At 60.2% G+C, this 22,240-nt stretch carries 20 protein-coding genes, 1 tRNA gene and 1 rRNA gene; 13 read left to right on the forward strand and 9 right to left on the reverse strand.

The window, feature by feature from the left end; genetic code table 11:
- Window positions 1-120 precede the first annotated feature (120 nt).
- A complete protein-coding gene (locus GTP23_RS16955; protein ID WP_161036190.1) occupies window positions 121-834 on the reverse strand; it encodes an SDR family oxidoreductase in 714 nt (237 codons plus the stop codon).
- A gap of 162 nt (window positions 835-996) precedes the next feature.
- Here GTP23_RS16955 and GTP23_RS16960 point away from each other — a divergent pair, with 162 nt between their 5' ends.
- Window positions 997-1,560 carry a TetR/AcrR family transcriptional regulator gene (locus GTP23_RS16960; RefSeq protein WP_161036191.1) on the forward strand — a complete coding sequence of 188 codons (564 nt, stop codon included), beginning with the start codon at window positions 997-999 and terminating at the stop codon, window positions 1,558-1,560.
- A gap of 243 nt (window positions 1,561-1,803) precedes the next feature.
- Window positions 1,804-2,835: a hypothetical protein gene (locus tag GTP23_RS16965; protein ID WP_161036192.1), complete on the forward strand. Its 1,032-nt coding sequence runs from the start codon at window positions 1,804-1,806 to the stop codon at window positions 2,833-2,835.
- Between the two features lie 96 nt (window positions 2,836-2,931).
- Here the strand turns inward: GTP23_RS16965 and GTP23_RS16970 are convergent.
- A tRNA-Phe gene (locus GTP23_RS16970) sits at window positions 2,932-3,007 on the reverse strand.
- A 78-nt stretch (window positions 3,008-3,085) separates the two neighbouring features.
- Between GTP23_RS16970 and GTP23_RS16975 the strand changes: the two genes are divergently transcribed.
- From GTP23_RS16975 to GTP23_RS17005, 7 genes are all read left to right on the forward strand, one after another.
- On the forward strand, window positions 3,086-4,306 hold the full coding sequence (locus tag GTP23_RS16975; RefSeq protein WP_161036193.1) for an FAD-dependent monooxygenase: 1,221 nt from the start codon (window positions 3,086-3,088) through the stop codon (window positions 4,304-4,306).
- 50 nt (window positions 4,307-4,356) lie between these two features.
- Window positions 4,357-5,082: a DsbC family protein gene (locus GTP23_RS16980; RefSeq protein WP_161036194.1), complete on the forward strand. Its 726-nt coding sequence runs from the start codon at window positions 4,357-4,359 to the stop codon at window positions 5,080-5,082.
- A gap of 125 nt (window positions 5,083-5,207) precedes the next feature.
- Complete coding sequence (locus tag GTP23_RS16985; RefSeq protein WP_155436148.1) at window positions 5,208-5,666, forward strand: (2Fe-2S)-binding protein; 459 nt, start codon at window positions 5,208-5,210, stop codon at window positions 5,664-5,666.
- A gap of 11 nt (window positions 5,667-5,677) precedes the next feature.
- The gene (locus GTP23_RS16990) at window positions 5,678-7,909 is read left to right on the forward strand and encodes a xanthine dehydrogenase family protein molybdopterin-binding subunit (protein ID WP_161036195.1); all 2,232 of its coding nucleotides are present in this window, start codon (window positions 5,678-5,680) and stop codon (window positions 7,907-7,909) included.
- On the forward strand, window positions 7,902-8,480 hold the full coding sequence (locus GTP23_RS16995) for a nucleotidyltransferase family protein (protein WP_371866936.1): 579 nt from the start codon (window positions 7,902-7,904) through the stop codon (window positions 8,478-8,480). The genes GTP23_RS16990 and GTP23_RS16995 overlap by 8 nt, the downstream gene beginning before the upstream one ends.
- A 12-nt stretch (window positions 8,481-8,492) precedes the next feature.
- On the forward strand, window positions 8,493-10,313 hold the full coding sequence (locus GTP23_RS17000) for a M61 family metallopeptidase (protein ID WP_161036196.1): 1,821 nt from the start codon (window positions 8,493-8,495) through the stop codon (window positions 10,311-10,313).
- A 5-nt stretch (window positions 10,314-10,318) separates the two neighbouring features.
- On the forward strand, window positions 10,319-11,551 hold the full coding sequence (locus GTP23_RS17005) for a GGDEF domain-containing protein (RefSeq protein ID WP_229256127.1): 1,233 nt from the start codon (window positions 10,319-10,321) through the stop codon (window positions 11,549-11,551).
- 45 nt (window positions 11,552-11,596) lie between these two features.
- Here the strand turns inward: GTP23_RS17005 and trpC are convergent, their stop codons facing one another.
- The 6 genes from trpC to rpe all read right to left on the reverse strand — a co-directional run bounded on the left by trpC (window position 11,597) and on the right by rpe (window position 17,197).
- Window positions 11,597-12,403: an indole-3-glycerol phosphate synthase TrpC gene (trpC, locus tag GTP23_RS17010; protein WP_161036197.1), complete on the reverse strand. Its 807-nt coding sequence runs from the start codon at window positions 12,401-12,403 to the stop codon at window positions 11,597-11,599.
- A gap of 41 nt (window positions 12,404-12,444) precedes the next feature.
- Complete coding sequence (gene trpD / locus GTP23_RS17015) at window positions 12,445-13,482, reverse strand: anthranilate phosphoribosyltransferase (protein ID WP_161036198.1); 1,038 nt, start codon at window positions 13,480-13,482, stop codon at window positions 12,445-12,447.
- 90 nt (window positions 13,483-13,572) lie between these two features.
- On the reverse strand, window positions 13,573-14,136 hold the full coding sequence (locus GTP23_RS17020) for an anthranilate synthase component II (protein WP_155436143.1): 564 nt from the start codon (window positions 14,134-14,136) through the stop codon (window positions 13,573-13,575).
- Window position 14,137: 1 nt separating this feature from the next.
- A complete protein-coding gene (trpE, locus tag GTP23_RS17025) occupies window positions 14,138-15,634 on the reverse strand; it encodes an anthranilate synthase component I (protein WP_161036199.1) in 1,497 nt (498 codons plus the stop codon).
- A gap of 211 nt (window positions 15,635-15,845) precedes the next feature.
- Window positions 15,846-16,529: a phosphoglycolate phosphatase gene (locus tag GTP23_RS17030; RefSeq protein WP_161036200.1), complete on the reverse strand. Its 684-nt coding sequence runs from the start codon at window positions 16,527-16,529 to the stop codon at window positions 15,846-15,848.
- 2 nt (window positions 16,530-16,531) lie between these two features.
- On the reverse strand, window positions 16,532-17,197 hold the full coding sequence (gene rpe / locus GTP23_RS17035) for a ribulose-phosphate 3-epimerase (RefSeq protein WP_155436140.1): 666 nt from the start codon (window positions 17,195-17,197) through the stop codon (window positions 16,532-16,534).
- Window positions 17,198-17,378: 181 nt separating this feature from the next.
- On the opposite strand from rpe, the gene apaG reads away from it, so the two are divergent.
- Window positions 17,379-17,753, forward strand: coding sequence for a Co2+/Mg2+ efflux facilitator ApaG/CorD (apaG, locus tag GTP23_RS17040; RefSeq protein WP_161036201.1), 375 nt, complete (start codon window positions 17,379-17,381; stop codon window positions 17,751-17,753).
- Between the two features lie 160 nt (window positions 17,754-17,913).
- Complete coding sequence (mltA, locus tag GTP23_RS17045; RefSeq protein ID WP_161036202.1) at window positions 17,914-19,125, forward strand: murein transglycosylase A; 1,212 nt, start codon at window positions 17,914-17,916, stop codon at window positions 19,123-19,125.
- Window positions 19,126-19,127: 2 nt separating this feature from the next.
- On the opposite strand, the gene GTP23_RS17050 is transcribed toward mltA, so the two are convergent.
- On the reverse strand, window positions 19,128-20,420 hold the full coding sequence (locus tag GTP23_RS17050) for an MFS transporter (RefSeq protein WP_371866940.1): 1,293 nt from the start codon (window positions 20,418-20,420) through the stop codon (window positions 19,128-19,130).
- Between the two features lie 99 nt (window positions 20,421-20,519).
- Here GTP23_RS17050 and GTP23_RS17055 point away from each other — a divergent pair, with 99 nt between their 5' ends.
- Together GTP23_RS17055 and GTP23_RS17060 are read left to right on the forward strand one after the other, a co-directional pair.
- Complete coding sequence (locus GTP23_RS17055; RefSeq protein WP_161036203.1) at window positions 20,520-21,296, forward strand: enoyl-CoA hydratase; 777 nt, start codon at window positions 20,520-20,522, stop codon at window positions 21,294-21,296.
- Between the two features lie 349 nt (window positions 21,297-21,645).
- A 16S ribosomal RNA gene (locus GTP23_RS17060) occupies window positions 21,646-22,240 on the forward strand; the annotation flags it as partial.

The raw sequence follows: 22,240 nt of genomic DNA on the forward strand, positions 1-22,240 counted from the left end.
TTAGCCACGCAAGAATAGCATGTGCCGTCGCCCGCGATGCGGTGCTGTTACGCTATGCGAGCCGGGGTGCTCGCCGGATTGCCGTCGGGAGGCCTGTCGAGGCCGCCCGACGGGCCGGGCTTAGTGGGCTGGCTGTGGCGCGAGGTATAGCGCGTGTTCGCTCGATAGCGTGGCTTTGGCCGCGCGTGCAGTGTCGTCGGCAAATAGCTCGACCTGTCCCGCTTCCAGCGCAGCCAGGGTCTGCTGAGCAACGTCATCAGGCTGGGTTTTGGGGGCGTCGAATAACCTGGTCATATCCGTATCGACAAAGTGGACGTGCAGCGCGAGTACGCTGGTGCTGGTCGCCTGCATGGTTTGCCGCAGGCTGTTGGTATAGCTCCAGGCGGCAGCCTTGGAAGCTGCATACGCGGTCAGGAAAGGTGCGGGTAACCACGTCACGCTCGATAGCACATTCACGATGGCCGATTTGGCAGCCTGTGTCAGCACTGGCGCAAACGCCTGCGTCACGCGGACCACACCGAAGTAATTGGTTTCGAACATTTCCCGCGATTGCGCTTCGACACCGGGATCCAGTGCGTCGGGCTTGACGGCGCCTATGCCGGCATTATTGATCAGGATAGTCACATCGCCTGCGGCCCGCACGGCTGCCTGTACCGAGGCCTCATCCGTCACGTCTATCTGTACGGGAATCAGGCCGGGTTCGCTGAAACCGGCCGTATTGCGCATCCCGGCATACACTTTGGCGGCACCGAGATCGCGTGCGCGGCGGGCCAGAGCCAGACCGATACCACGGTTGGCACCGGTGATGAAGACGTTAGCACCTTGAACTTTCATAAATCCTCCTGATGGCGGCACGCAGCCGTGCCAGATAGTTAATAAAATATAATCTGATAGTCATCATATTTAAGTCCAAGCCATATCTGATGATCATCATGTTTTGAATCATACCTCAAAAATGTCATGTATGATGGTGATCAGATTTAATGGAGGGAAGTGATGCGTTATCCACCGGAAGAAACCGCGGCCAAACACCAGCGCGTGCTGAGTCTGGCTGCTGCCATGATCAGAGAGCGGGGCATCGATGCCGTCAGTGTGAGCGAACTGATGAAGGGCGCTGGCCTGACGCACGGCTCGTTCTATTCCCACTTTGCCAGCAAGGACGATCTGGCCAGTGCCGCGCTACAGGAAGCCATGAACCAGAAGGCGGCGCTGCTGGCACAGGCGCTGGCCGATCCTGCCAGCGCCAGGCAGCACTTCGTCGAACAGTATCTGAGCGCCACCCATCGCGACGACCGTGGTGACGGCTGCCCCATGGCGGCGCTGGCGGTGGAAGTGGGGCGCAGGGGGAGGGATAGGTCGCTGCTCGGGGGCTATCTGAAAGGACTGCTCGACAAACTGGCCAGCGGCTTCCGCTGGGGGAAGCGCGGCAGCGAGCGCGATCAGGCCATACTGCTGATGTCGGCCATGCTAGGCGCGGTGATTCTGGCACGGGCGGTGGATGACGAGGCGCTGTCGGACGAAATCCTGGCTGCGACCCGGCGGCAACTGCTGGCGGAATAGTTATCGGATGCTGGCGCCGGGGAATAGGCGCCGTTGCTGCAACAGGCAGTCCGCACGCGAGCGAATTTTCGCCCAATTAGATATAAATAAGTTAATATTATTTATTAACTTAAATATCGTGGAGCCGGCGCAGGCGGACCGCGCGGCGGCATAGACGGTGATGTGCTAACCCCTTTCTACTTTTCTCTCATGAAAATCTCGATTCCTGCCTCACTCCTTGCCGCAGCCACCGTGGCATTTGCAATGACCGCCCATGCCGAAGAGCCCAAGAGCGGCCTGGATCTGGGCTCCATGCTGAAGAACAGCCTCAACAAGGCGCTGAACAAGAATGGTATCGGTGGCAAGGACGGCGACAAGGGCAATGCCGGTGCGCCCGCCAGTTATCAGAAGCTGACCGATACCAAACTCAAAGACATTCTGAAGGCCTATCCGGTCAAGGATAATATGAACCCGCCGGCCTTTCCCAAGCTGGCCATCCGCGTGACCGGATATTCCAAGTCGCTGGATCAGTGGGAAAACCGGACCAACACGCCGAGCGAGTGCGTGAACTACAACATCACGCTCTGGACCAGCGAGCGTCAGAGTGAAAAGTTCGACAATCTGCGCATGTGCGCCACCGATCTGGCGTACAACATCAGTTTCGTCAGTGTGCGTAGTCCTTGGCCGGCAAAGATGAATTACAACAAGAATTCCGGTCAGGTGCGCGATGATGGTCCCGTCGCACCGGCCAAGCCCTATCCGAATGATCCGGTGGCGCGCAGTTTCCTGGCCGGTGGCGGCGTGTATTACATCGGCTCCATGTTCGTCCAGATGGGCTACGACTGGGATTATCCGCATGACACCATGCGCGTGTGGGTGTCCGGGGTCTCCAATACCGGCGAGAGCGGCGTGGTGGCCGCCAGCAATGCGTCGGCAGCGGTGGTGACCAGCACGGCACAGCCTGCTGCGCTTGCAGGCTCGCAAGGGGCGGGCGGCGACTATCCGGCCGCAGGCGCTTATGATGCCTCGGACCGCAATTTTGAGCGGACCTTCACCGTGTCGCCGGACGGGAAGTTCGAGCTGGCGGTGCAGCAAAAAGGCAAGGCGGGCAATCTGCGTTCGGGCATGGGCGCAGGGCAGTTGAGTGACGGGCCCGGCGGCTGGCAGTACAGCAACGGAAACTGCAAGGTGACGGTCCGGCGCGGCAATGGCAGCGTGCAATTGCGCGTCGAGCGCTGTGCGAGTGAATGGGGCGATCTGCCCTACGATGGACGCTATCAGCTGAAGACCAGCTGATAGCAAGCGCGGGCTGCTGGCGTGTCGTCGGCAGCCAGATGCCCGGGAATACACAAACAAAAACGCCACCCGAAGGTGGCGTTTTTGTTGAATTCTTGGTGGCCCGGGGCGGAATCGAACCACCGACACAAGGATTTTCAATCCTCTGCTCTACCAACTGAGCTACCAGGCCAAGAGGCAAAATTATAGCAGACCTGCGCAGAAGTGCAAGTCCCCGTTTTCTGGCGATGTGACCCGCTATAATGATTGCATGAATATTCCAGCTTCCACCGCTGCGCTGCGCGTGATCGAGAGTGATATCTGTATCGTTGGCAATGGCGCAATTGCCAAGACGACTGCGCTGGGCCTCGCCCAGGCCGGTTTTAGCGTGACCTTGCTGGGGCCGCCTTCGCCGCCGTCAGCACCGGCCGGTTCCGATCCGGGCTGGGATGCCCGCGTGTACGCCCTCAATCACACCGCCTATCGTCTGCTAACTTCGCTTAAAGTGTGGGGTGCCCTCGACGCCAGCCGGGTCGCGCCAGTGGATGCCATGATCGTACACGGTGATGGCGCGCAGGCCGGTGGCCTCGGTTTCGATGCCTATGGCGCCCGTACCGATACGCTGGCGTGGATCATGGAAGACCGCAATATTGCCCAGGCACTCGATGCGGCACTCAAGTTCGCCCAGAACGTGCAGCAGGTGGAGGGCCGTGCCACGGCCTTGCTGCAGACCCAGGACAGTGCCACTGTGCAACTCGCGAATGGCAGTTGCATCAAGTCGCAGCTGGTGGTGGGGGCCGACGGCGCCCAGTCGTGGGTGCGTGGCCAGTGCGATATCGGTTTTGACTACCGCAGCTACAACCAGCGCGCCGTGGTCTCCAACTTTGCCTGCGAATTGCCGCACCATGGCGCCGCCTACCAGTGGTTCACTGGCGTGGACGGCATCGTGGCGCTGCTGCCGCTGCCCGGGAATCAGGTGTCGCTGGTGTGGTCGGCGCCCGACGCGCTGGCCGATACCCTGCGCAGCGAGTCGGCCGCACAGATCGCGGCACGGCTGGCCGTGTACGCGCAGGAAAAGCTAGGCGCGCTGACGCCGCTGCAGCCGGAACTGGTGCGCGATTTCCCGCTGCGCCTGATCCGCCCTCATTCCATGGTGGCGCAGCGCGTGGCGCTGGTGGGCGATGCCGCCCACGTAGTCCATCCGATGGCTGGTCACGGCATGAATCTGGGCTTTGCCGATGTGGCCCAGCTGGTGAAAACCCTGAGCGAGCGCGAGCCGCAGCGCAGCCTCGGTGACGAACGCGTGCTGGCCCGCTATGCCCGCGCACGCAAGGAAGATGTGCTGCTGATGCAGCTGACCACGGACGGTCTGGCGCGGCTGTTCGGGGCAAATATCGAGCCGCTGCGCGTGGCGCGCAATTTCGGATTAAACTTGCTGGATAAGTTGCCTGCAGTGAAGCGTCGCCTGATCTCCCACGCCTTGGGAAAATAGCCGCCGAATCACGTAAAAATGCGGGTCTGTGTGTCGTTACCGGAGAAGTTATGAGTATGAGTAAGCTGGGTTTGCTGTTGTTGTCGGCGCTGATGGCCGGTTGTGTGAGCGCTGAAACGCCGTCGACTGATGCGATCCGCAAACTGGTGGAGCCCCGTCTGGGCACCAATGTGAAGGTCGATTCGGTGAAGGAAACCCCTTACGCCGGCCTGTATGAAGTGCGCATCGGCACCGATATTCTGTACACCGACAAGACGGCCACCTATCTGTTCTCCGGCCACGTATTCAATCTGGTTACCAGCACCGACCTGACCAAGGAGCGGCTGGACGAAATCAACCGTATCAAATTCTCCGATCTGCCGCTGGACAAAGCCATCAAGACCGTCAAGGGCGATGGCAAGCGCGTGATCGCCGTGTTCGAAGATCCTAACTGCGGCTACTGCAAGCGCTTCCGCCAGACCACGCTGAAGGATACCGACAACGTCACCATCTACACCTTCATGTACAACATTCTGGCCGAGGATTCCTTCGTCAAATCGAAGAACATCTGGTGCTCGCTGGACCGCAGCCAGGCCTGGGATGACTGGATGATCCGTAACAAGCCGGCCGCACCGGCATCGGCCAACTGCGTTACGCCTAATGACGAAGTGCTGGAACTGGGCCGCAAGCTCGGTGTGAACGGCACGCCGGCAATCTTCTTCGCGGACGGCAGCCGTGTGCCGGGCGCGATCGATAGCAAAATGCTGGAAGAGAAGTTCGCCAAGATTAAGCAGTAAATCAGGCTGTGTAGTGGTAGTGATTTCCCGGGCCGCAGTTCTGTGGCCCGGAGCTAGTTGTCCTCGTTGTTCAACCCAAGTTTAGTTCTAGTGACGTGCAACCGCAGCACCGACAGGAGACTCGTATGATTACCTTGAACATCAATGGCAAAGACATGCAGGTGGACGCAGATCCATCGACGCCGATTTTATGGGCGCTGCGCGACAATCTGAACCTGACCGGCACCAAATTCGGCTGCGGCGCAGCGCTGTGTGGTGCCTGCACCGTGCATCTGGGTGGCCAGCCTATCCGCTCCTGCGTGACGCCGATTTCCGCTGCCGTGGGACAGAAGATCACCACCATCGAAGCGATGGAAAACGACAAAGTGGGCAAGGCCGTGCAGGCGGCGTGGGTCAAGCTCGATGTGCCGCAGTGCGGCTACTGCCAGAGCGGCCAGATCATGAGCGCCACGGCGCTGCTGCGCACCAATAAGGCACCGTCCGATGCGGACATCGACAATGCCATGAGCGGTAATATCTGCCGCTGTGGCACTTATCAGCGTATTCGTGCGGCCATCAAGGATGCCGCTAAATCCATCGCCTAAAGGAGACTGTCATGCGTATCGAATGGATGCAACAGGAAACGCAGGTGGACACTCCGAAACAAGCTCAGGCTGCAGGCGGCGTCTCGCGCCGTGGCTTCATGAAGGCTGGCGCCGTCGCTGGCGGCGGTCTGGTGCTGGGCTTCTTCCTGCCTAGCGGCGGCCGCTTCGCGCAGGCGCAGCAGGCCCAGGCCAAGGTGTATCAGCCCAATGCCTTTCTACATATCAGTCCCGATAACCATGTGACGGTACAGGTGAACCGGCTGGAATTCGGCCAGGGCGTGCAGACGTCGCTGCCCATGCTGATCGCCGAGGAACTCGATGCCGACTGGTCGAAAGTGAATGGCGCGCTGGCGCCGGCCGGCGACCAGTACAAAGACCCTGCGTTCGGCATCCAGATTACCGGCGGTTCGGGCAGTATCGCCCACTCGTACATCCAGTACCGCGAAATCGGCGCCAAGGCGCGCGCCATGCTGATCGCCGCAGCCGCCGAGCAGTGGAAGGTGCCGGCCGATCAGGTGCGCACTTCGCGCAGCATGCTGCTGGGACCAGCGGGGCAGAAAGCCAGTTACGGCAGCATGGCCGATGCCGCCATGGCGCAAGCCGTGCCGGCCAGCGTCAAGCTGAAAGACCCCGGGGATTTCCAGTTCATCGGCAAGCCCATGAAACGGCTCGATGCGGCCGTTAAATCCAGCGGCAAGCAGCAGTTCGGCATGGACTTCAAGGCGCCCAACAGCAAAGTGGCGGTGGTGGCCCGTCCGCCCGTGTTTGGTGCGCGCGTTGCCAAGTTCGATGCCAGCAAGGCCAAGGCTATCAAGGGCGTGATCGAAGTGCTGCCGGTGAATACCGACCGGGGTGGCAATGGCGTGGTCGTGATCGCCGATGGCTACTGGCCTGCCAAGATGGGGCGTGATGCACTGCTGATCGAATGGGATACCAGCGCCGTTGAAAAAGTCAGCAGCAGTGAGCAGATGGCCAGCTACAAGGCGCTGGCGCAGCAGGCTGGCAAGCCGGCGCGCAAGGCCGATACTTCGAAGCTGGCCGGTGCCGCGAAAAAAATCTCGGCCGTCTACGAATTCCCCTATCTGGCCCATACGCCGATGGAGCCGCTCAATTGCGTGGTTGATCTGCGCGCCGATGGCTGCACAGTGTGGGCCGGTTCGCAATTCCAGACCATCGATCAGGGCGCAATTGCGGCTACCGCCGGCCTCAAACCGGAGCAGGTGGTGCTGAATACCATGATGGCCGGCGGCGGCTTCGGGCGCCGTGCCGTGCCTAGCTCGGACTATCTGGTGGAAGCGGTCAACATCGCCAAAGTCTGGCGCGCTGCCGGCAAGACCGAACCGGTCAAAGTGATCTGGAGCCGTGAGGACGATATCAAGGGCGGCTACTACCGTCCTTCCCATGTGCACCGCGCCGATCTGGGGCTGGATGACAAGGGCAACATCGTCGCTTGGGACCATGTGATCGTCGGCCAGTCCATCATCAGCGGCACGCCGTTCGAGCCTATGATGGTCAAGGATGGCATCGATGCCACCATGGTGGAAGGCATGGGCGAGCCGTATGAAGTGCCGCTCAACCTGAGCGCCCACACCGTCAAGGCCAATGTGCCGGTGCTGTGGTGGCGTTCCGTCGGTTCCACCCACACGGCGTTTGTGATGGAAACTCTGATCGATGAAGCGGCCCATGCTGCCGGCATGGATCCGGTGGCTTATCGCAAAAAGCTGATCGGCGAGAAAGGCAAGCGCCATCTGGCTGCGCTCGATCTGGCGGTGGCCAAGTCCGGCTATGGCAAGAAGGCTTTGCCGAAAGGGCAGGCATGGGGCGTGGCCATGCATGAATCGTTCAACACGGCGATAGCCTATGTGGTGGTGGCCTCGGTGAAAAACGGTGTGCCCAAGCTGCACAAGGTCACGGCCGGTGTGCATTGCAACCAGCCTGTCAATCCGCTCACCATCGAAGCGCAGATACAGGGTGCCGCGCTGATGGGGCTGGGCATGACCTTGCCCGGTGCCGCCATTACGCTCAAGGATGGCGTGGTGGAGCAGCAGAACTTCAGCGACTACACGCTGGCGCGCATGACGGATATGCCGGTGATCGATGTGCACATCGTGCCTTCGCATGATGCGCCGACGGGCATGGGCGAACCGGGCCTGCCGCCACTGGCGCCGGCCTTTGCCAACGCCCTGTTCAAACTGACCGGCAAGCGTCTGCGTAAACTGCCGTTTGACCTCGCCAGTGCCTGAGACCTTGGAACTGGTCGGCGTCTTGCTGGCCGCCGGACGGGGACAACGCTTTGACCCGTCCGGAGTGCAGAACAAGCTGTTGCAGCCACTAGCCAGCGGCGACCCCGTCGTGGCGGCCAGTGCGCGCAACCTGCTGGCCGCCGTGCCGCGCGTACTGGCTGTGGTGCGGCGTGGCGACGCTGCGCTGGCAGATCTGCTAGCGCAGCTTGGTTGTGAAGTGCTAGTCTGTGATAATGCTGACGATGGCATGGCAGCTTCCCTGACGCTGGCGCTGCGCAGCAGCAGTACGGCAGCAGGCTGGCTGATCGCGCTCGGCGATATGCCCTATGTGCAGCCGCAGACCATGCGCGAACTGCTGGCCACCATAGGCCGCGGTGCGCGCATTGCGGCGCCTGTGTATCAGGGCCAGCGCGGAAATCCGGTGGCCTTCAGCGCTTATCATTTACCATTGCTGCTGGCGCTGCAGGGCGATCAGGGCGCAAGGGCCATACTAAAGAACCATGCGGTCAGTGAACTGGTGGTGGACGATGAAGGCGTGATCCGCGACATCGACACCCGCGCAGATTTGTAATCAAGGAATCCGATGAAAAAACCGAACAAGAATAAAGCAGCGATCGCCTACAGCATCATCGGCCATGATCTGGCCGCACACCTGTTCCGCGTGACGCTGACAGTGGCACAGCCGGCCGAAGGCGGGCAGATTTTTGCGTTGCCTGCGTGGATACCGGGCAGCTATATGATCCGCGAATTTTCGCGCAATATCGTGCGCATCCGCGCCGAAGCCAATGGCGAGGCAGTCGCGCTGACTAAGCTTGATAAGCATAGCTGGCAGGCTGCGCCGCTCAAGGATCGCGGTGCCAGCCTGACCGTCCATTACGAAGTCTATGCATGGGACCTGTCGGTACGCGCGGCCCATCTGGATCAGAACCACGCTTTCTACAACGGCACTAGCGTATTTCTGCGCGTGCTAGGGCAGGAAGACCAGCCGCATGTGGTGGATATCCAGCGTCCGGCCGATCCGGCAGCGCGTAACTGGCGCGTGGCTACATCTCTGCCCGAACTCAAGGCCAAGCGCTACGGCTACGGCACCTATGTGGCGGGCGACTACGATGAACTGATCGACCATCCGGTAGAGCAGGGCGAGTTTGCGCTGGCCACCTTCAAGGCGCATGGCATCCCGCACGATATCGTCATCACCGGCAAGGTGCCGCATCTGGACATGGCGCGCCTGAGCGCCGACCTGAAGAAAATCTGCGAAACCCAGATCGCCTTCTTCGAGCCGAAAACCCGTAAAGCGCCGATGAACCGCTATGTGTTCATGACCATGGCGGTGGGCGATGGCTATGGCGGGCTGGAACACCGCGCTTCGACGGCGCTGATCTGTGCCCGTGCCGATCTGCCCAGCACCAAGGCCGCCAGCAAGGACATCAGCGACGGCTACCTGCAGTATCTGGGCCTGTGCAGCCATGAGTACTTCCATACCTGGAACGTCAAGCGCATCAAGCCTGCCGTGTTCGCGCCCTACAACCTGCAGGTGGAGAATTACTCGCCGCTGCTGTGGTTATTCGAAGGCTTTACCAGCTATTACGATGATCTGATGCTGGTGCGCGCCGGTCTGATTAATGAGCAGACCTACTTCAAACTGGTGGCCAAGACCGTGGGCAGCGTGCTGCGCGGCAGCGGTCGCACCAAGCAGAGCGTGGCCGATTCCAGCTTTGACGCCTGGGGCAAGTACTACCGTCAGGACGAGAATGCACCGAACGCCATCGTCAGCTACTACACCAAGGGTTCGCTGGTGGCGCTGGCGCTGGACCTCAGCATCCGTGCCAAGACGGGCGGCAAGAAGTCGCTCGATGATGTGATGCGCGCCCTGTGGCAGCGCTATGGCGCCAGCTTCTATCAGGGTGCAGGCCGTGGCGTGACGCCCGCCGAAGCGGAAGCCCTGTTCGATGAAATCAGCGGTGGCCGCTTCAAGCCTTTCTTCGACAAATATGTGCGCGGCACGGAAGACCTGCCGCTGGCTAAGCTGCTGGCCCCGTTCGGCGTCAAGTACGCCGACGAGCGCAAGTCGGCCAAACCTAGTCTGGACGTCAACCTCGGCAAGGATGGCAACGACTGCAAGCTCAATAGCGTGCACGAAGGCGGCGCAGCCCACAGTGCCGGACTGTCGGCTGGTGACGTGCTGGTGGCGGTGGATGGCTTGCGGGTTACGGCAGCCAATCTGGATACGCTGCTTTCGCGCTATGGTGTGGGTTCGGAGATCGATGTGCATGCCTTCCGTCGCGACGAGTTGATGACGTTCAAGGCTACCCTGCAGGGCGACCGCGTGCCCGGCATCAGCCTGAACGTGGATGCCGCCGGCAAGAAAGCGGGTACGCCGCAGCGTCCTAGCCAGGCTGGGTAATTTTTATGCTGCTTGATCCCGCAACGCTCATCTTCATGTCGGTGCTGATGGCCATCGCCATGAGCATCGTACTGTTTTCGTCCTACTTCAGTTATCCGCCCGAGATCCGCGGCTTGAATTACTGGGCCTTTAGCCTGCTGATGCTGGTGGGCGGCGCCGGACTGTTCGCTTCGAGCCGGCTGGGCGTGCCTGATCTGGTGGTGCTGCTGACGGCGAATTCGGCGTTTGTCTGCGGTGTCGGGCTGACCTTGATCGGTACGCAGAAGTTCTATGGTCTGAAACCGTCGTGGTGGCTATTCTCGCTGCTGTGGCTACTCTGCCTGGCCGGCATCACCTACTGGCATGTGTGGGAGCCTAGTTTCAGCGCACGGGTGGCAGTGTTCTCGTATCTGGTTTCGGTGTATTACTTCTACCTTACCATCATCGTCTGGCGCCATGGTGAGCCGCATTTCTCGACCCGCTTCCTGTATGTGCTGCTGGGCATACAGTCGGTGGTGGTGTTCACGCGCGGTACGCTGGCCATGCTGTTCGGCTCCGAACTGGTGAACATCATGGCCAGCGGCCCTTTCCAGAGTCTGTATCTGGCGCTGGCCCAGTTCATGATCCTGCTGCTGGCCGTGAGCTTCAACACGGTGTCCACACGCCGCCTGCAAGGATTGCTGGAGCGTCGCTCCACGCTGGACCCGCTGACGCAGGTACTCAACCGGCGCGGCTTTGCCGATGTGTATGCCAAGGAACTGGGCCTGATGCGGCGCCAGTTCACGGTGATGACGGTGCTCAGCATCGATCTTGATTACTTCAAGAAGATCAACGACACCCACGGCCACATCATCGGCGACCGTGTGCTGGTGGAAGTGGCCGCGCTGATCGGCAAGGCGCTACGGGTGTCGGATCACATTGCCCGCTTCGGCGGCGAGGAATTTGTCGTGCTGCTGCCGGAGACGGGGCTGGATCGCGCGCTGCAGATTGCCGAGCGTATCCTCAAGGCTGTGCGGGCTTCCGGTGCCCATGGTCTGCCGCCTTACACGGTCAGCATCGGTGTGGCTTGCCAGAGTAGCCCAGATGAAAAGCTGGATGGTTTGCTGCTGCGGGCGGATCAGGCGCTCTACCGCGCCAAGAGCGGCGGCCGCGATCGTATCGAGATCGCGGCACCGCTAGTGACTTCGGCGGTGGCGCCCGTGATGCCGCTAGTTGCGCCGGTGATGACCCCAGCCAGTGCTGTGGCAAGTAACGGTTAACCGCTGGCTAACGGCGGGCTAACCGACGACTAACCGAGGGTTGTCTCAGGCTTGGTTGAACAGGCGCGCCAGTTCGGCACCCGGATCGGCGGCGCGCATAAAGGCTTCACCCACGAGGAAGCTGTGCACATTGGCGGCGCGCATGCGTTCCACATCGGCCGGCACCAATATGCCCGATTCGGTGATGACGATCTTCTCGGCCGGGATACGGTCAAGCAGACCCAGTGTGGTATCCAGCGTCACATCGAAAGTGCGCAGGTTGCGGTTATTGATGCCCACCAGCGCCGTTTTCAGGCGCAGGGCCGCATCGAGTTCGGCTGCATCGTGGGTTTCTACCAGCACGCCCATGCCCAGTTCGTGGGCGCAGGCTTCCATCTCGGCCATCAGGCCGTGATCGAGTGCCGAGACGATCAGCAGGATGGCGTCGGCACCCATGGCACGGGCTTCATAGATCTGGTACAGATCGATCATGAAATCCTTGCGCAGTACCGGCAACTGGCAGGCCGCGCGGGCCTGCTGCAGATAGGCGACCGAACCCTGGAAGAACTGTTCGTCGGTCAGCACCGACAGGCAGGCCGCGCCATGCTGGGCATAGCTGGCGGCGATGTCGGCAGGACGGAAATCGGCACGGATCACGCCTTTCGACGGCGAGGCCTTCTTGATTTCGCTAATGACGGCAGGCTTGCCGGCGGCGATTTTGCTACGCAGGCTGGCTTCGAAACCGCGCAGGCCGGCGCGCAGTTCGTTGTTGCTTTCTACCTCGGCGCGCAGGCTGGCATAGCTGCGCTGGTTTTTTGCAGCGGCCACTTCCTGTGCTTTGACGGCGAGGATTTTATTCAGTATGTCGGACATGATGGATACCTGAGTATGTATGTGTGGTGCGGGCGGGGCGCTTAGTTATGCTGGCCCAGCGTCTGCGTCACCTGCACGAACTGTTCGATTTTCTTGATCGCGGCGCCGGAAGTGATGGCTTCGCGGGCCCGCACCAGACCATCTTCGATCGAGCTGGCTACACCGGCGGCATACAGCGCGGTGGCAGAATTGAGCGCGACGATATCGAAGGCTGCCCCCGGTTCACCGCGCAGCGCTTCCATCATCTTGGCCTTGGATTCGGCGGCATCGGCCACTTTCAGATTGCGGCTGGCGATCATCTGCAGGCCGAAGTCTTCCGGATGGATTTCGTATTCGCGGATTTCGCCATTGACCAGTTCACCGACCAGCGTACCGGCACCGAGCGAAACTTCATCCATATTGTCGCGGCCATACACCACTAGCGCATGCTGGGCGCCAAGGCGCTGCAGTACGCGCACCTGAATCCCGACCAGGTCGGCGTGGAATACGCCCATCAGGATATTCGGTGCACCGGCAGGGTTGGTCAGCGGGCCGAGAATGTTGAAGATGGTGCGCACGCCCAGCTCGCGCCGTACTGGCGCTGCATGCTTCATGGCGGCGTGGTGGTTCGGTGCAAACATGAAGCCTATGCCCGTCTGGGCGATGGACTGGGCAATCTGTTCCGGCTTCAGATTGATGTTGGCGCCCAGCGATTCGATCACGTCGGCGCTGCCGGACGAGGAAGAAACGCTGCGGCCACCATGCTTGGCCACGCGCGCGCCCGCAGCAGCGGCGACGAACATGGAAGCGGTCGAGATGTTGAACGTGTGGGCGCCGTCGCCGCCGGTGCCGACGATGTCGAGCAGGCCGCGCGTGTCGGCCATCGGCACTTTGGTGGAGAACTCGCGCATGACCTGCGCGGCGGCGGTGATCTCGCCTATGGTTTCCTTTTTCACGCGCAGGCCCATGGTCAGGGCAGCGATCATGGTTGGCGACATTTCACCGGACATGATCTGGCGGAACAGATGCAGCATCTCGTCGTGGAAAATCTCGCGGTGTTCAATGCAGCGCAGCAGTGCTTCTTGATGGGTGATAGACATGGCAATCCTCGCAATAATTTGGCACAGATAGTCAGTTAACGTCGCCCTTGCGGACGCAGACAGGAGCGCGCACGCAGCGCGCCGCCAGCCTTAACGAACCAGGAAGTTTTTCAGCAGTGCGTGACCGTGTTCCGACAGGATGGACTCGGGGTGGAACTGCACGCCCTCGATGTCGTATTCCTTGTGGCGCACGCCCATGATTTCGCCGTCGTCGGTCCATGCCGTCACTTCGAGGCAGGCCGGCAGCGAGCTGCGTTCGATGGCCAGCGAGTGATAGCGGATCACTGTGAAAGGCGAGGGCAGATTCTTGAATACGCCCACGCCGGTATGCGCGATGAGAGAGGTTTTGCCATGCATGACCTGCTTGGCGCGGATAACTTTTCCGCCAAAGGCTTCGCCTATGGCCTGATGGCCGAGGCATACGCCCAGTATCGGTTTCTTGCCAGCGAAGTGCTTGAGCACTGCGATGGAGATGCCTGCCTGCGCCGGATCTTTCGGTCCCGGCGAGATGCAGATGTGGTCGGGATTGAGGGCTTCGATTTCCTCAATCGTGATTTCGTCGTTGCGGTAGACCCGCACGTCTTCGCCCAGTTCGCCGAAATACTGCACGATGTTGTAGGTGAAGGAGTCGTAGTTGTCGATCATCAGCAGCATCTTAGAACTCCCCATCCAGACCATCTTGCACTTGTTCGGCAGCGCGCAGCACGGCGCGCGCCTTGTTTTCAGTTTCCTGCCATTCCATTTCCGGTATCGAGTCGGCGACGATGCCGGCGGCGGCCTGCACATACAGCATGCCGTCCTTGATCACGCCGGTGCGGATGGCAATCGCCACATCCATTTCGCCGCCGAAGGACAGGTAACCGCAAGCGCCGCCGTAGATGCCGCGCTTGGAAATTTCCAGTTCGTCGATGACTTCCATGGCGCGTACCTTCGGTGCACCGGTCAGGGTGCCGGCCGGGAAGGTAGCGCGCAGCACGTCCAGATTGGACAGGCCGGATTTCAGCTTGCCTTCCACGTTGGAGACGATGTGCTGTACGTGCGAATACTTTTCGATCACCAGACGGTCGGTGACTTTCACCGTACCGATGTCGGAGATGCGGCCCAGATCATTGCGCGCCAGATCGATCAGCATCACGTGTTCGGCGATCTCTTTCGGGTCGGCCAGCAGTTCGGTGGCGAGTTCGGCGTCGCGTTCCGGCGTCGAACCGCGCGGGCGGGTACCGGCAATCGGGCGCAGCGTCACGCGCTTTTCGCCGTCCGGCAGAGTCTCGTTACGCACCAGAATTTCCGGCGATGCGCCAACAATCTGCATTTCGCCGAAATTGTAGAAGTACATATACGGCGACGGGTTCAGCGAGCGCAGCGCGCGGTACAGCGTGAGCGGCGAATCCACATACGGCTTGCGGATGCGCTGGCCGATCTGCACCTGCATCAGGTCACCGGCCATCACGTATTCGTGGGCCCGTGCCACGGCTTTCAGATAATCTTCCTTGGCAAACTCGCGGATCGCTTCGGTGCGTACGGAAGCGCTGGTCACTGGCGCATCGACGCCACGGCGCAGCATCATGCGCAGGTCTTTCAGGCGCTGACGGGCTTTGGAATAGGCTTCCGGCTGGGTCGGATCGGCATACACGATCAGATACAGTTTGCCGGACAGGTTGTCGATCACGGCCAGTTCTTCCGTCACCATCAGCTGGATGTCGGGCAGGCCCAGATCATCTTTCGGCTGGGTGTTGGCCAGCGTCTTTTCGATATGACGCACCGTGTCGTAGCCGAAGTAGCCGGCCAGACCGCCGCAGAAGCGCGGCATGCCGGGACGCAGGGCCACTTTGAAGCGCTGCTGGTAGCTCTCGATGAAGTCGAGCGGATTACCTTCGTGCGTTTCGATCACCGTGCCGTTCCTGACGATCTCGGTGCGGTGGCCGAAGGTGCGCAGCACCGTGGTAGCCGGCAGACCGATAAAGGAGTAGCGGCCGAAACGTTCGCCGCCCACCACCGACTCCAGCAGGAAGGTATTCTTGCCGGCGTTCTGGGTCTGGGCCAGTTTCAGGTACAGCGTGAGCGGAGTTTCGAGATCGGCAAAAGCTTCGGCGATCAGAGGGATGCGGTTGTAGCCGTCGGTGGCCAACGATTTGAATTCGAGTTCGGTCATGTCTGTTCTCCATGCCGCCTGTAGAGCGATGGATGTGGTACAGGCGGTGGTGGTTCAAAAAACCTGTCGCGCAGGAGCGCAACAGCAATCAGTTCGGCTCAGTTTTGCCAGGATTGCCAGCGTCGCCAAAGCCAGGCCTCAATCGCGCCGGTTTGGTTGACTTGGTGTTTTTTGAACAGAGACATTACGGTCAGCGTTGGTTCAGCTAAGGTTAATTTTGCGAACGAATCAAAGTCGCTGCGGATAGCAGCGTGTCTACTATACCATCGGAATCGATGGTGTGTATAGCCTCTCCGTGATTGTAGCCGTAAGGGACCGTCAGCACCGGGCAACCCGCTGCCCGTGCGGCTTGCGCGTCATTCGACGAGTCGCCGATCGCCACTACCTGCGCGGCCGGCAGGCCGAAATCGGCGCAGACCGTCTGCAATGGCAGGGGATCGGGTTTTTTGCGCGCCAGCGAATCGCCGCCGTACACCACCTCGAAATAGCTGTTCAGGCCTTTGGCGGCCAGCAGCGGGGTGGTGAAGCTGATCGGTTTATTGGTCACGCAGGCCAGCCGCAGGCCTTGTTGTTTTAGCGCACTCAGGCCTTCCAGCACTTCGGGATACAGGCTGCTGAATTGACCATTGATGCTTAAGTAGTGGCGCTGGTAGGCGTCCATCGCCTGGGCAAACCTGGCCTCCACCTCGTCCGGCGCCAGATCGAGCGCCAGTACGGCGCGGATCAGGTTTTCCGAACCTTTGCCCACCATCAGGGTGATCTGTTCCTGCGTGATAGGGGCGAGGCCCAGTTCTTCACGCATGCTGTTGATCGCGACGTGGAAGTCGGGAATCGTGTCCAGCATGGTGCCGTCGAGGTCGATGATTGCGGCGCGTACGCCTGCCAGCACACTCATGCTTACACCTTGGCCAGATTGGCGCGCATGGCGTCGATCACGGCCTTGTAGTCAGGCTGGCCGAAGATGGCCGAGCCGGCCACGAAGGTGTCGGCGCCCGCTGCAGCGGCGGCGGCGATGTTGTCGATCTTGATACCGCCATCGACTTCCAGCATGATGTCGCGGCCCGATTCGTCGATCTTGCGGCGGGCCAGCGCGATCTTCTTCAGCGCTTCGGGGATGAAGGACTGACCGCCGAAGCCCGGATTGACGGACATAATCAGGATCATGTCGATCTTGTCCATCACATGGTCCAGATAGTGCAGCGGCGTGCCCGGGTTGAACACCAGACCGGCTTTGCAGCCATGGTCGCGGATCAGTTGCAGGCTGCGGTCGACGTGTTCCGATGCTTCCGGATGGAAGGTGATGATGTTGGCGCCGGCCTTGGCGAAGTCGGGAATGATGCGGTCCACCGGCTTCACCATCAGGTGCACGTCGATAGGCACGTCCACGTGCGGGCGGATGGCCTGGCACACCATAGGGCCTATGGTCAGGTTAGGCACGTAATGGTTATCCATGACATCGAAGTGGATAATGTCGGCGCCAGCGCTGACGACGTTACGCACTTCCTCGCCCAGACGGGCGAAGTCGGCGGACAGAATGCTGGGAGCGATGCGGAAATTGGACATGGGATGGGCCTGCATTAAAAAAAGATGCGCTATTTTACGCTGCACAGCGCCTGTGCGCCTGTTTTCAGGCGCGTCGTCCTTGCATACGGGGACAATTTGGGGTGCAATGACAGTCTGGCGATATACAATCGCCAAGCTTGCTGAGAGTGCCAGTGCACTCGCCCCGATTTAAGGAATTTGAATGGCCACTTATGAAATGACGGTGACGGTCAGAACCCAGTATCTGCCGGAGCAGTCCGACCCTGAACGTACCAATTTCGTGTTCACCTACTCGATCACGATCAAGAATACGGGTACGGTGGCCGCCCAGCTGATCTCGCGCCACTGGGTCATCACGGATGCCAACAACCACAAGGAAGAGGTCAGCGGCCTCGGCGTGGTGGGCCATCAGCCGCTGCTGCAGCCGGGCGAACAGTTCGAATATACCAGCGGTACGGCGCTGCGCACCCAGCAGGGCTCCATGTTTGGCGAATACTTCTGCGTGGCGGAAAACGGCCACCGCTTCGAAGTGCCGATACCGGAATTCGTGCTGTCACTGCCGCGCACCCTGCACTGAACGGGCTTTAAGCGGGACGCTTCAAGGCTGCTCGTCCTGCTGCGCCTTGTCGTCATCGCGCGGTTTGGGTTTAGGTGCATACATGGTCCACCAGACGATGAACACCAGCAGGAAAAACGCCACGCATGCTTCTATCATCAATATCCACATAACAGTCCTTATGTTCTCCACACGTCGTAGTCTACCTGTTCCGCTCACTCTCGTCGCGCTGGCTTTAGCTGCCTGTACCTCGACCCCGCTGCCGCCCGATACCAGCCGCGCTCCGGTCACGCCGGCCCCGGTGCCCGTGCCTACGCCGGAGCCCACGCCGGTACCGGCCAAGCCGGCCGTGATGCAGCTGGTGCCAGCACCGTTCAGCGCCTTGCCGGGCTGGGACAAGGATGATCTGCGCGCAGCGTGGCCGGCCTTCCTGTCCTCGTGTTCCGTGCTGGCCAGGCAGGCTAACTGGAAGGAATCCTGCAGCATTGCCCGCAGTGTGAACAGCGGCGATGAGCAGGCGATCCGTACTTTCTTCGAAGCTTTCATGGAACCGAATCAGGTGATCGCGCCTGACGGCGCCAATGAAGGACTGGTGACGGGCTATTACGAACCGCTGCTGCGCGGTGCCCGCAAAAAAGGCGGCCCATACCAGACCCCGCTCTACAAGGTGCCGGACGATATGATCACCGTCGATCTGGCCAGCGTGTATCCCGAACTGAAGGGCATGCGGCTGCGCGGCAAGGTGGTGGGCAAGAAGCTGGTGCCGTATGCCACCCGTGCCGATATCGAGAAAGCCGACTTCGGCGGCAAGGAGCTGCTGTGGGTAGATGATCCGGTCGAATCATTCTTCCTGCAGGTGCAGGGGTCGGGCCGCGTGCAACTGACCGATAGCAAGGAGACGGTACGTGTGGCCTATGCCGATCAGAACGGCCATCCGTACAAATCCATCGGCAAGTATCTGGTGGAGAAGGGCGAGCTGACGCTGGAGCAGGCGTCGGCGCAGGGCATCAAGGCTTGGATCGCGGGCCATCCTACCCGTATGCAGGAACTGTTCAATGTGAATCCCAGCTATGTGTTCTTCAAAGAAGAGCGTCTGCCGGATCCGAAAATGGGCCCGAAAGGTGCGCTGGGCGTACCGCTGACGCCATCGCGTTCGGTGGCTATCGATGCCTCGCAGCTGCCGCTGGGTGCGCCCGTATTCCTCTCGACCACCATGCCGAATAGCGATATCCCGCTGCAGCGGCTGGTGATGGCGCAGGATACGGGTGGCGCTATCCGTGGCGCCATTCGCGTCGATTACTTCTTCGGCTTCGGCACCGAGGCGGCAGAGAATGCCGGCCGCATGAAGCAGCGCGGCAATGTGTGGGTGCTGCTGCCCAAGCAGGTGCAGTAGGCTCAGGGCTGGGCCGGTGCCAGATGTTCCGGCACATTGCGCAGGGCAGGTGCAAACACCATGGCCAGCGTCAGCGCAATGCCGCCTGCGGCCACGCAGGCCAGTCCCGCACGGATGCTCAGGTGCTCGCCCAGATAGCCGGCCAGTAGCGCGCCCGCCGGTGCGCTGGCTACGGTAAGGAAGCGCATGGTCGAGACCATGCGGCCCAGATAGGCATCCGGCGTAACCTTCTGGCGCAGCGTCATATACGGCATGAAGAACAGCATCACGCCGCAATCAAGCACCATGGAGACCAGACCATTGGCGACGGCGCTAGCCGTGGGGCTGCCAAACAGATTGGCCGGAATCGCCGGCATGGCTGCAAAGGCGCAGGCGGTCAGGCCTATACCTGTCAGCATGGCGCCGGTCGGGCCATAGCGGGCGTTGAGCGGCTTGACCAGTATGGAGCTGAGTAATACGCCTATGCCGCCTACCATCTGCGCCATGCCCATCAGGCCGGCCGTCATGCCCAGCTCGCGCGTGCCGAATAGCACGCTGAGTGCAGCAAAGCCGTAGAACAGCATGTGCCAGATGCCGGCGCCCCATGCCAGCGTGCGCAGCAGCGGTGTGCGCCAGATGAATAGCAGGCCATCGTGGATGTCGCGCAGCATGTGCTGTTTGCTGGGTTCCGGTTTGGGATCGTTGGCCTTCAGATTGCGCAGGATGAGGATGGAGCAGATGAAGCCCAGCGCATTGACGATGACGGCAAACGGTGCGGTCAGCCACTGGATCAGCACCCCGGCGATGCCGGGCGCCACCACCCGCGCCACCGAGTCGACCGCGGCGAATTTGGATTGAGCCTCGATCAGCCGGTCGCGGCCGATCAGGCTGGTCAGGAAAATCTGCTCCGCACCACCGCCCACCAGCGAACAGCAGCCGCTGATCAGTGCCACCCCATACATCCACTCTATGCTCAGGTGGCCTAGCCAGTAGATGAGCGGTACGCTGCCCAGAGTCAGGGCCTGCACCAGTTTGCTGGCTAACAGCACGGGCAATTTGCGATGACGATCAAGAAGCACGCCCGTGGGCAGGGCCAGCAGGGCAAACGGAATGGCGGAGGCGGCGCCCAGTATGCCCATCTGGGCCGGCGTGGCATGCAACAGGAGGGCGGAGCACAAGGGCAGGGCCAGCGCACTGATATAGCTGCCGAAATCATTGAGGATGGCGCTGATCCAGTAGCGCACGAAGTTCCCGTTGCGCAGCAGTGCGTCACGCTCCAGATATTGCTGAACTTTGAGGCGTAGGGCGGACAGAATGGCAGCTTCCTGTAATCTAGGCGGGACTAACTATGATACCAGCGCAACGGATAGGCGCTACAATCGCAGAGTAAATATCCCACCATCAAGGAGACAGCTATGCAGTATGAGGACCTGATCGTCGAAGTGCACGAGAAAGTAGCACTGATCCGTTTGAATCGTCCCAAGGCCCTGAATGCCCTGAACGACCGCATGATGAACGAGCTGGGCGACGCCTTGCAGAAATTCGATGCCGATCCCGCCATCGGCTGCATCGTGCTGACGGGGAGCGAGAAGGCTTTCGCTGCCGGTGCCGACATCGCCGCCATGGCTGACTATACCTATGTTGACACCTATCGCGACAATTACATCACCCGTAACTGGGAGCACATCCTGCGTATTCGTAAGCCGGTGGTCGGTGCTGTAGCTGGCTATGCGCTGGGCGGTGGCTGCGAGCTGGCCATGATGTGCGATTTTCTGATCGCGGCCGACTCGGCCAAATTTGGCCAGCCGGAAATCAAGGTTGGCGTGACGCCGGGCGCTGGCGGCACCCAGCGTCTGCCGCGCACCATCGGTAAAGCCAAGGCCATGGACCTGCTGCTGACGGCCCGTACTATCGATGCAGCAGAAGCCGAGCGTATCGGTCTGGTATCGCGCGTGGTGCCAGCGGATAAGCTGATCGAAGAAGTGCTGACGGCTGCCAAACAGATCGCCTCGATGCCGACCTCGGTTGCCATGATGATTAAGGACGCCGTGAACCGCGCCTTTGAAACCACGCTGACGGAAGGTGTGAACTACGAGCGCCGTCTGTTCCAGGCTGCTTTCGGCACACCTGCTCAAAAAGAAGGCATGCATGCTTTTCTCGAGAAGCGTGCACCGAATTTCGACGGTATGTAATTAGCCGGATGCCGATAGCCCCTCGCTATTCAATTCAAGTAATTGCATAGCGAGGGTTGACGACTCGAAGAAATCCCTGCATAATCTCGTTTCTCTGCTGCTGACAAACAAAACGATTTGTCGAAAAGCAGCAAGCAGTACCAAAGAGTTCTTTAAAAATTCACAGTCGATAAGTGTGGACGTTTGATGAAAGTGCACACGAAGCTAGTCTTCGTGATACTTAAAAAATATCAAATGTTCACAAGAAATAAATGAAATAGGACGCTTCGTAAAAGAAGCGAACTGTCAGTATTTTGAGTGAGCGACCCAGCAGCAATGCTGGTGCCAGAAATGGCAAAAAACAGAGATTAAACTGAAGAGTTTGATCCTGGCTCAGATTGAACGCTGGCGGCATGCCTTACACATGCAAGTCGAACGGCAGCACGGAGCTTGCTCTGGTGGCGAGTGGCGAACGGGTGAGTAATATATCGGAACGTACCCAAGAGTGGGGGATAACGTAGCGAAAGTTACGCTAATACCGCATACGATCTAAGGATGAAAGCAGGGGATCGCAAGGCCTTGTGCTCCTGGAGCGGCCGATATCTGATTAGCTAGTTGGTGAGGTAAAGGCTCACCAAGGCATCGATCAGTAGCTGGTCTGAGAGGACGACCAGCCACACTGGAACTGAGACACGGTCCAGACTCCTACGGGAGGCAGCAGTGGGGAATTTTGGACAATGGGGGCAACCCTGATCCAGCAATGCCGCGTGAGTGAAGAAGGCCTTCGGGTTGTAAAGCTCTTTTGTCAGGGAAGAAACGGTGAAGGCTAATATCCTTTGCTAATGACGGTACCTGAAGAATAAGCACCGGCTAACTACGTGCCAGCAGCCGCGGTAATACGTAGGGTGCAAGCGTTAATCGGAATTACTGGGCGTAAAGCGTGCGCAGGCGGTTTTGTAAGACTG

This window comes from Duganella fentianensis (genome assembly GCF_009857835.1).
GTDB classification, from domain to species: Bacteria; Pseudomonadota; Gammaproteobacteria; order Burkholderiales; family Burkholderiaceae_D; genus Rugamonas; species Rugamonas fentianensis.

Coding starts and splice junctions, on each gene's coding strand:
- GTP23_RS16955 (WP_161036190.1), bottom strand. CDS start 834: ATGAAAGTTCAAGGTGCTAACGTCTTCATCACCGGTGCCAACCGTGGT.
- GTP23_RS16960 (WP_161036191.1), top strand. CDS start 997: ATGCGTTATCCACCGGAAGAAACCGCGGCCAAACACCAGCGCGTGCTG.
- GTP23_RS16965 (WP_161036192.1), top strand. CDS start 1,804: ATGACCGCCCATGCCGAAGAGCCCAAGAGCGGCCTGGATCTGGGCTCC.
- GTP23_RS16975 (WP_161036193.1), top strand. CDS start 3,086: ATGAATATTCCAGCTTCCACCGCTGCGCTGCGCGTGATCGAGAGTGAT.
- GTP23_RS16980 (WP_161036194.1), top strand. CDS start 4,357: ATGAGTATGAGTAAGCTGGGTTTGCTGTTGTTGTCGGCGCTGATGGCC.
- GTP23_RS16985 (WP_155436148.1), top strand. CDS start 5,208: ATGATTACCTTGAACATCAATGGCAAAGACATGCAGGTGGACGCAGAT.
- GTP23_RS16990 (WP_161036195.1), top strand. CDS start 5,678: ATGCGTATCGAATGGATGCAACAGGAAACGCAGGTGGACACTCCGAAA.
- GTP23_RS17000 (WP_161036196.1), top strand. CDS start 8,493: ATGAAAAAACCGAACAAGAATAAAGCAGCGATCGCCTACAGCATCATC.
- GTP23_RS17005 (WP_229256127.1), top strand. CDS start 10,319: ATGCTGCTTGATCCCGCAACGCTCATCTTCATGTCGGTGCTGATGGCC.
- trpC (WP_161036197.1), bottom strand. CDS start 12,403: ATGTCCGACATACTGAATAAAATCCTCGCCGTCAAAGCACAGGAAGTG.
- trpD (WP_161036198.1), bottom strand. CDS start 13,482: ATGTCTATCACCCATCAAGAAGCACTGCTGCGCTGCATTGAACACCGC.
- GTP23_RS17020 (WP_155436143.1), bottom strand. CDS start 14,136: ATGCTGCTGATGATCGACAACTACGACTCCTTCACCTACAACATCGTG.
- trpE (WP_161036199.1), bottom strand. CDS start 15,634: ATGACCGAACTCGAATTCAAATCGTTGGCCACCGACGGCTACAACCGC.
- GTP23_RS17030 (WP_161036200.1), bottom strand. CDS start 16,529: ATGAGTGTGCTGGCAGGCGTACGCGCCGCAATCATCGACCTCGACGGC.
- rpe (WP_155436140.1), bottom strand. CDS start 17,197: ATGTCCAATTTCCGCATCGCTCCCAGCATTCTGTCCGCCGACTTCGCC.
- apaG (WP_161036201.1), top strand. CDS start 17,379: ATGGCCACTTATGAAATGACGGTGACGGTCAGAACCCAGTATCTGCCG.
- mltA (WP_161036202.1), top strand. CDS start 17,914: ATGTTCTCCACACGTCGTAGTCTACCTGTTCCGCTCACTCTCGTCGCG.
- GTP23_RS17055 (WP_161036203.1), top strand. CDS start 20,520: ATGCAGTATGAGGACCTGATCGTCGAAGTGCACGAGAAAGTAGCACTG.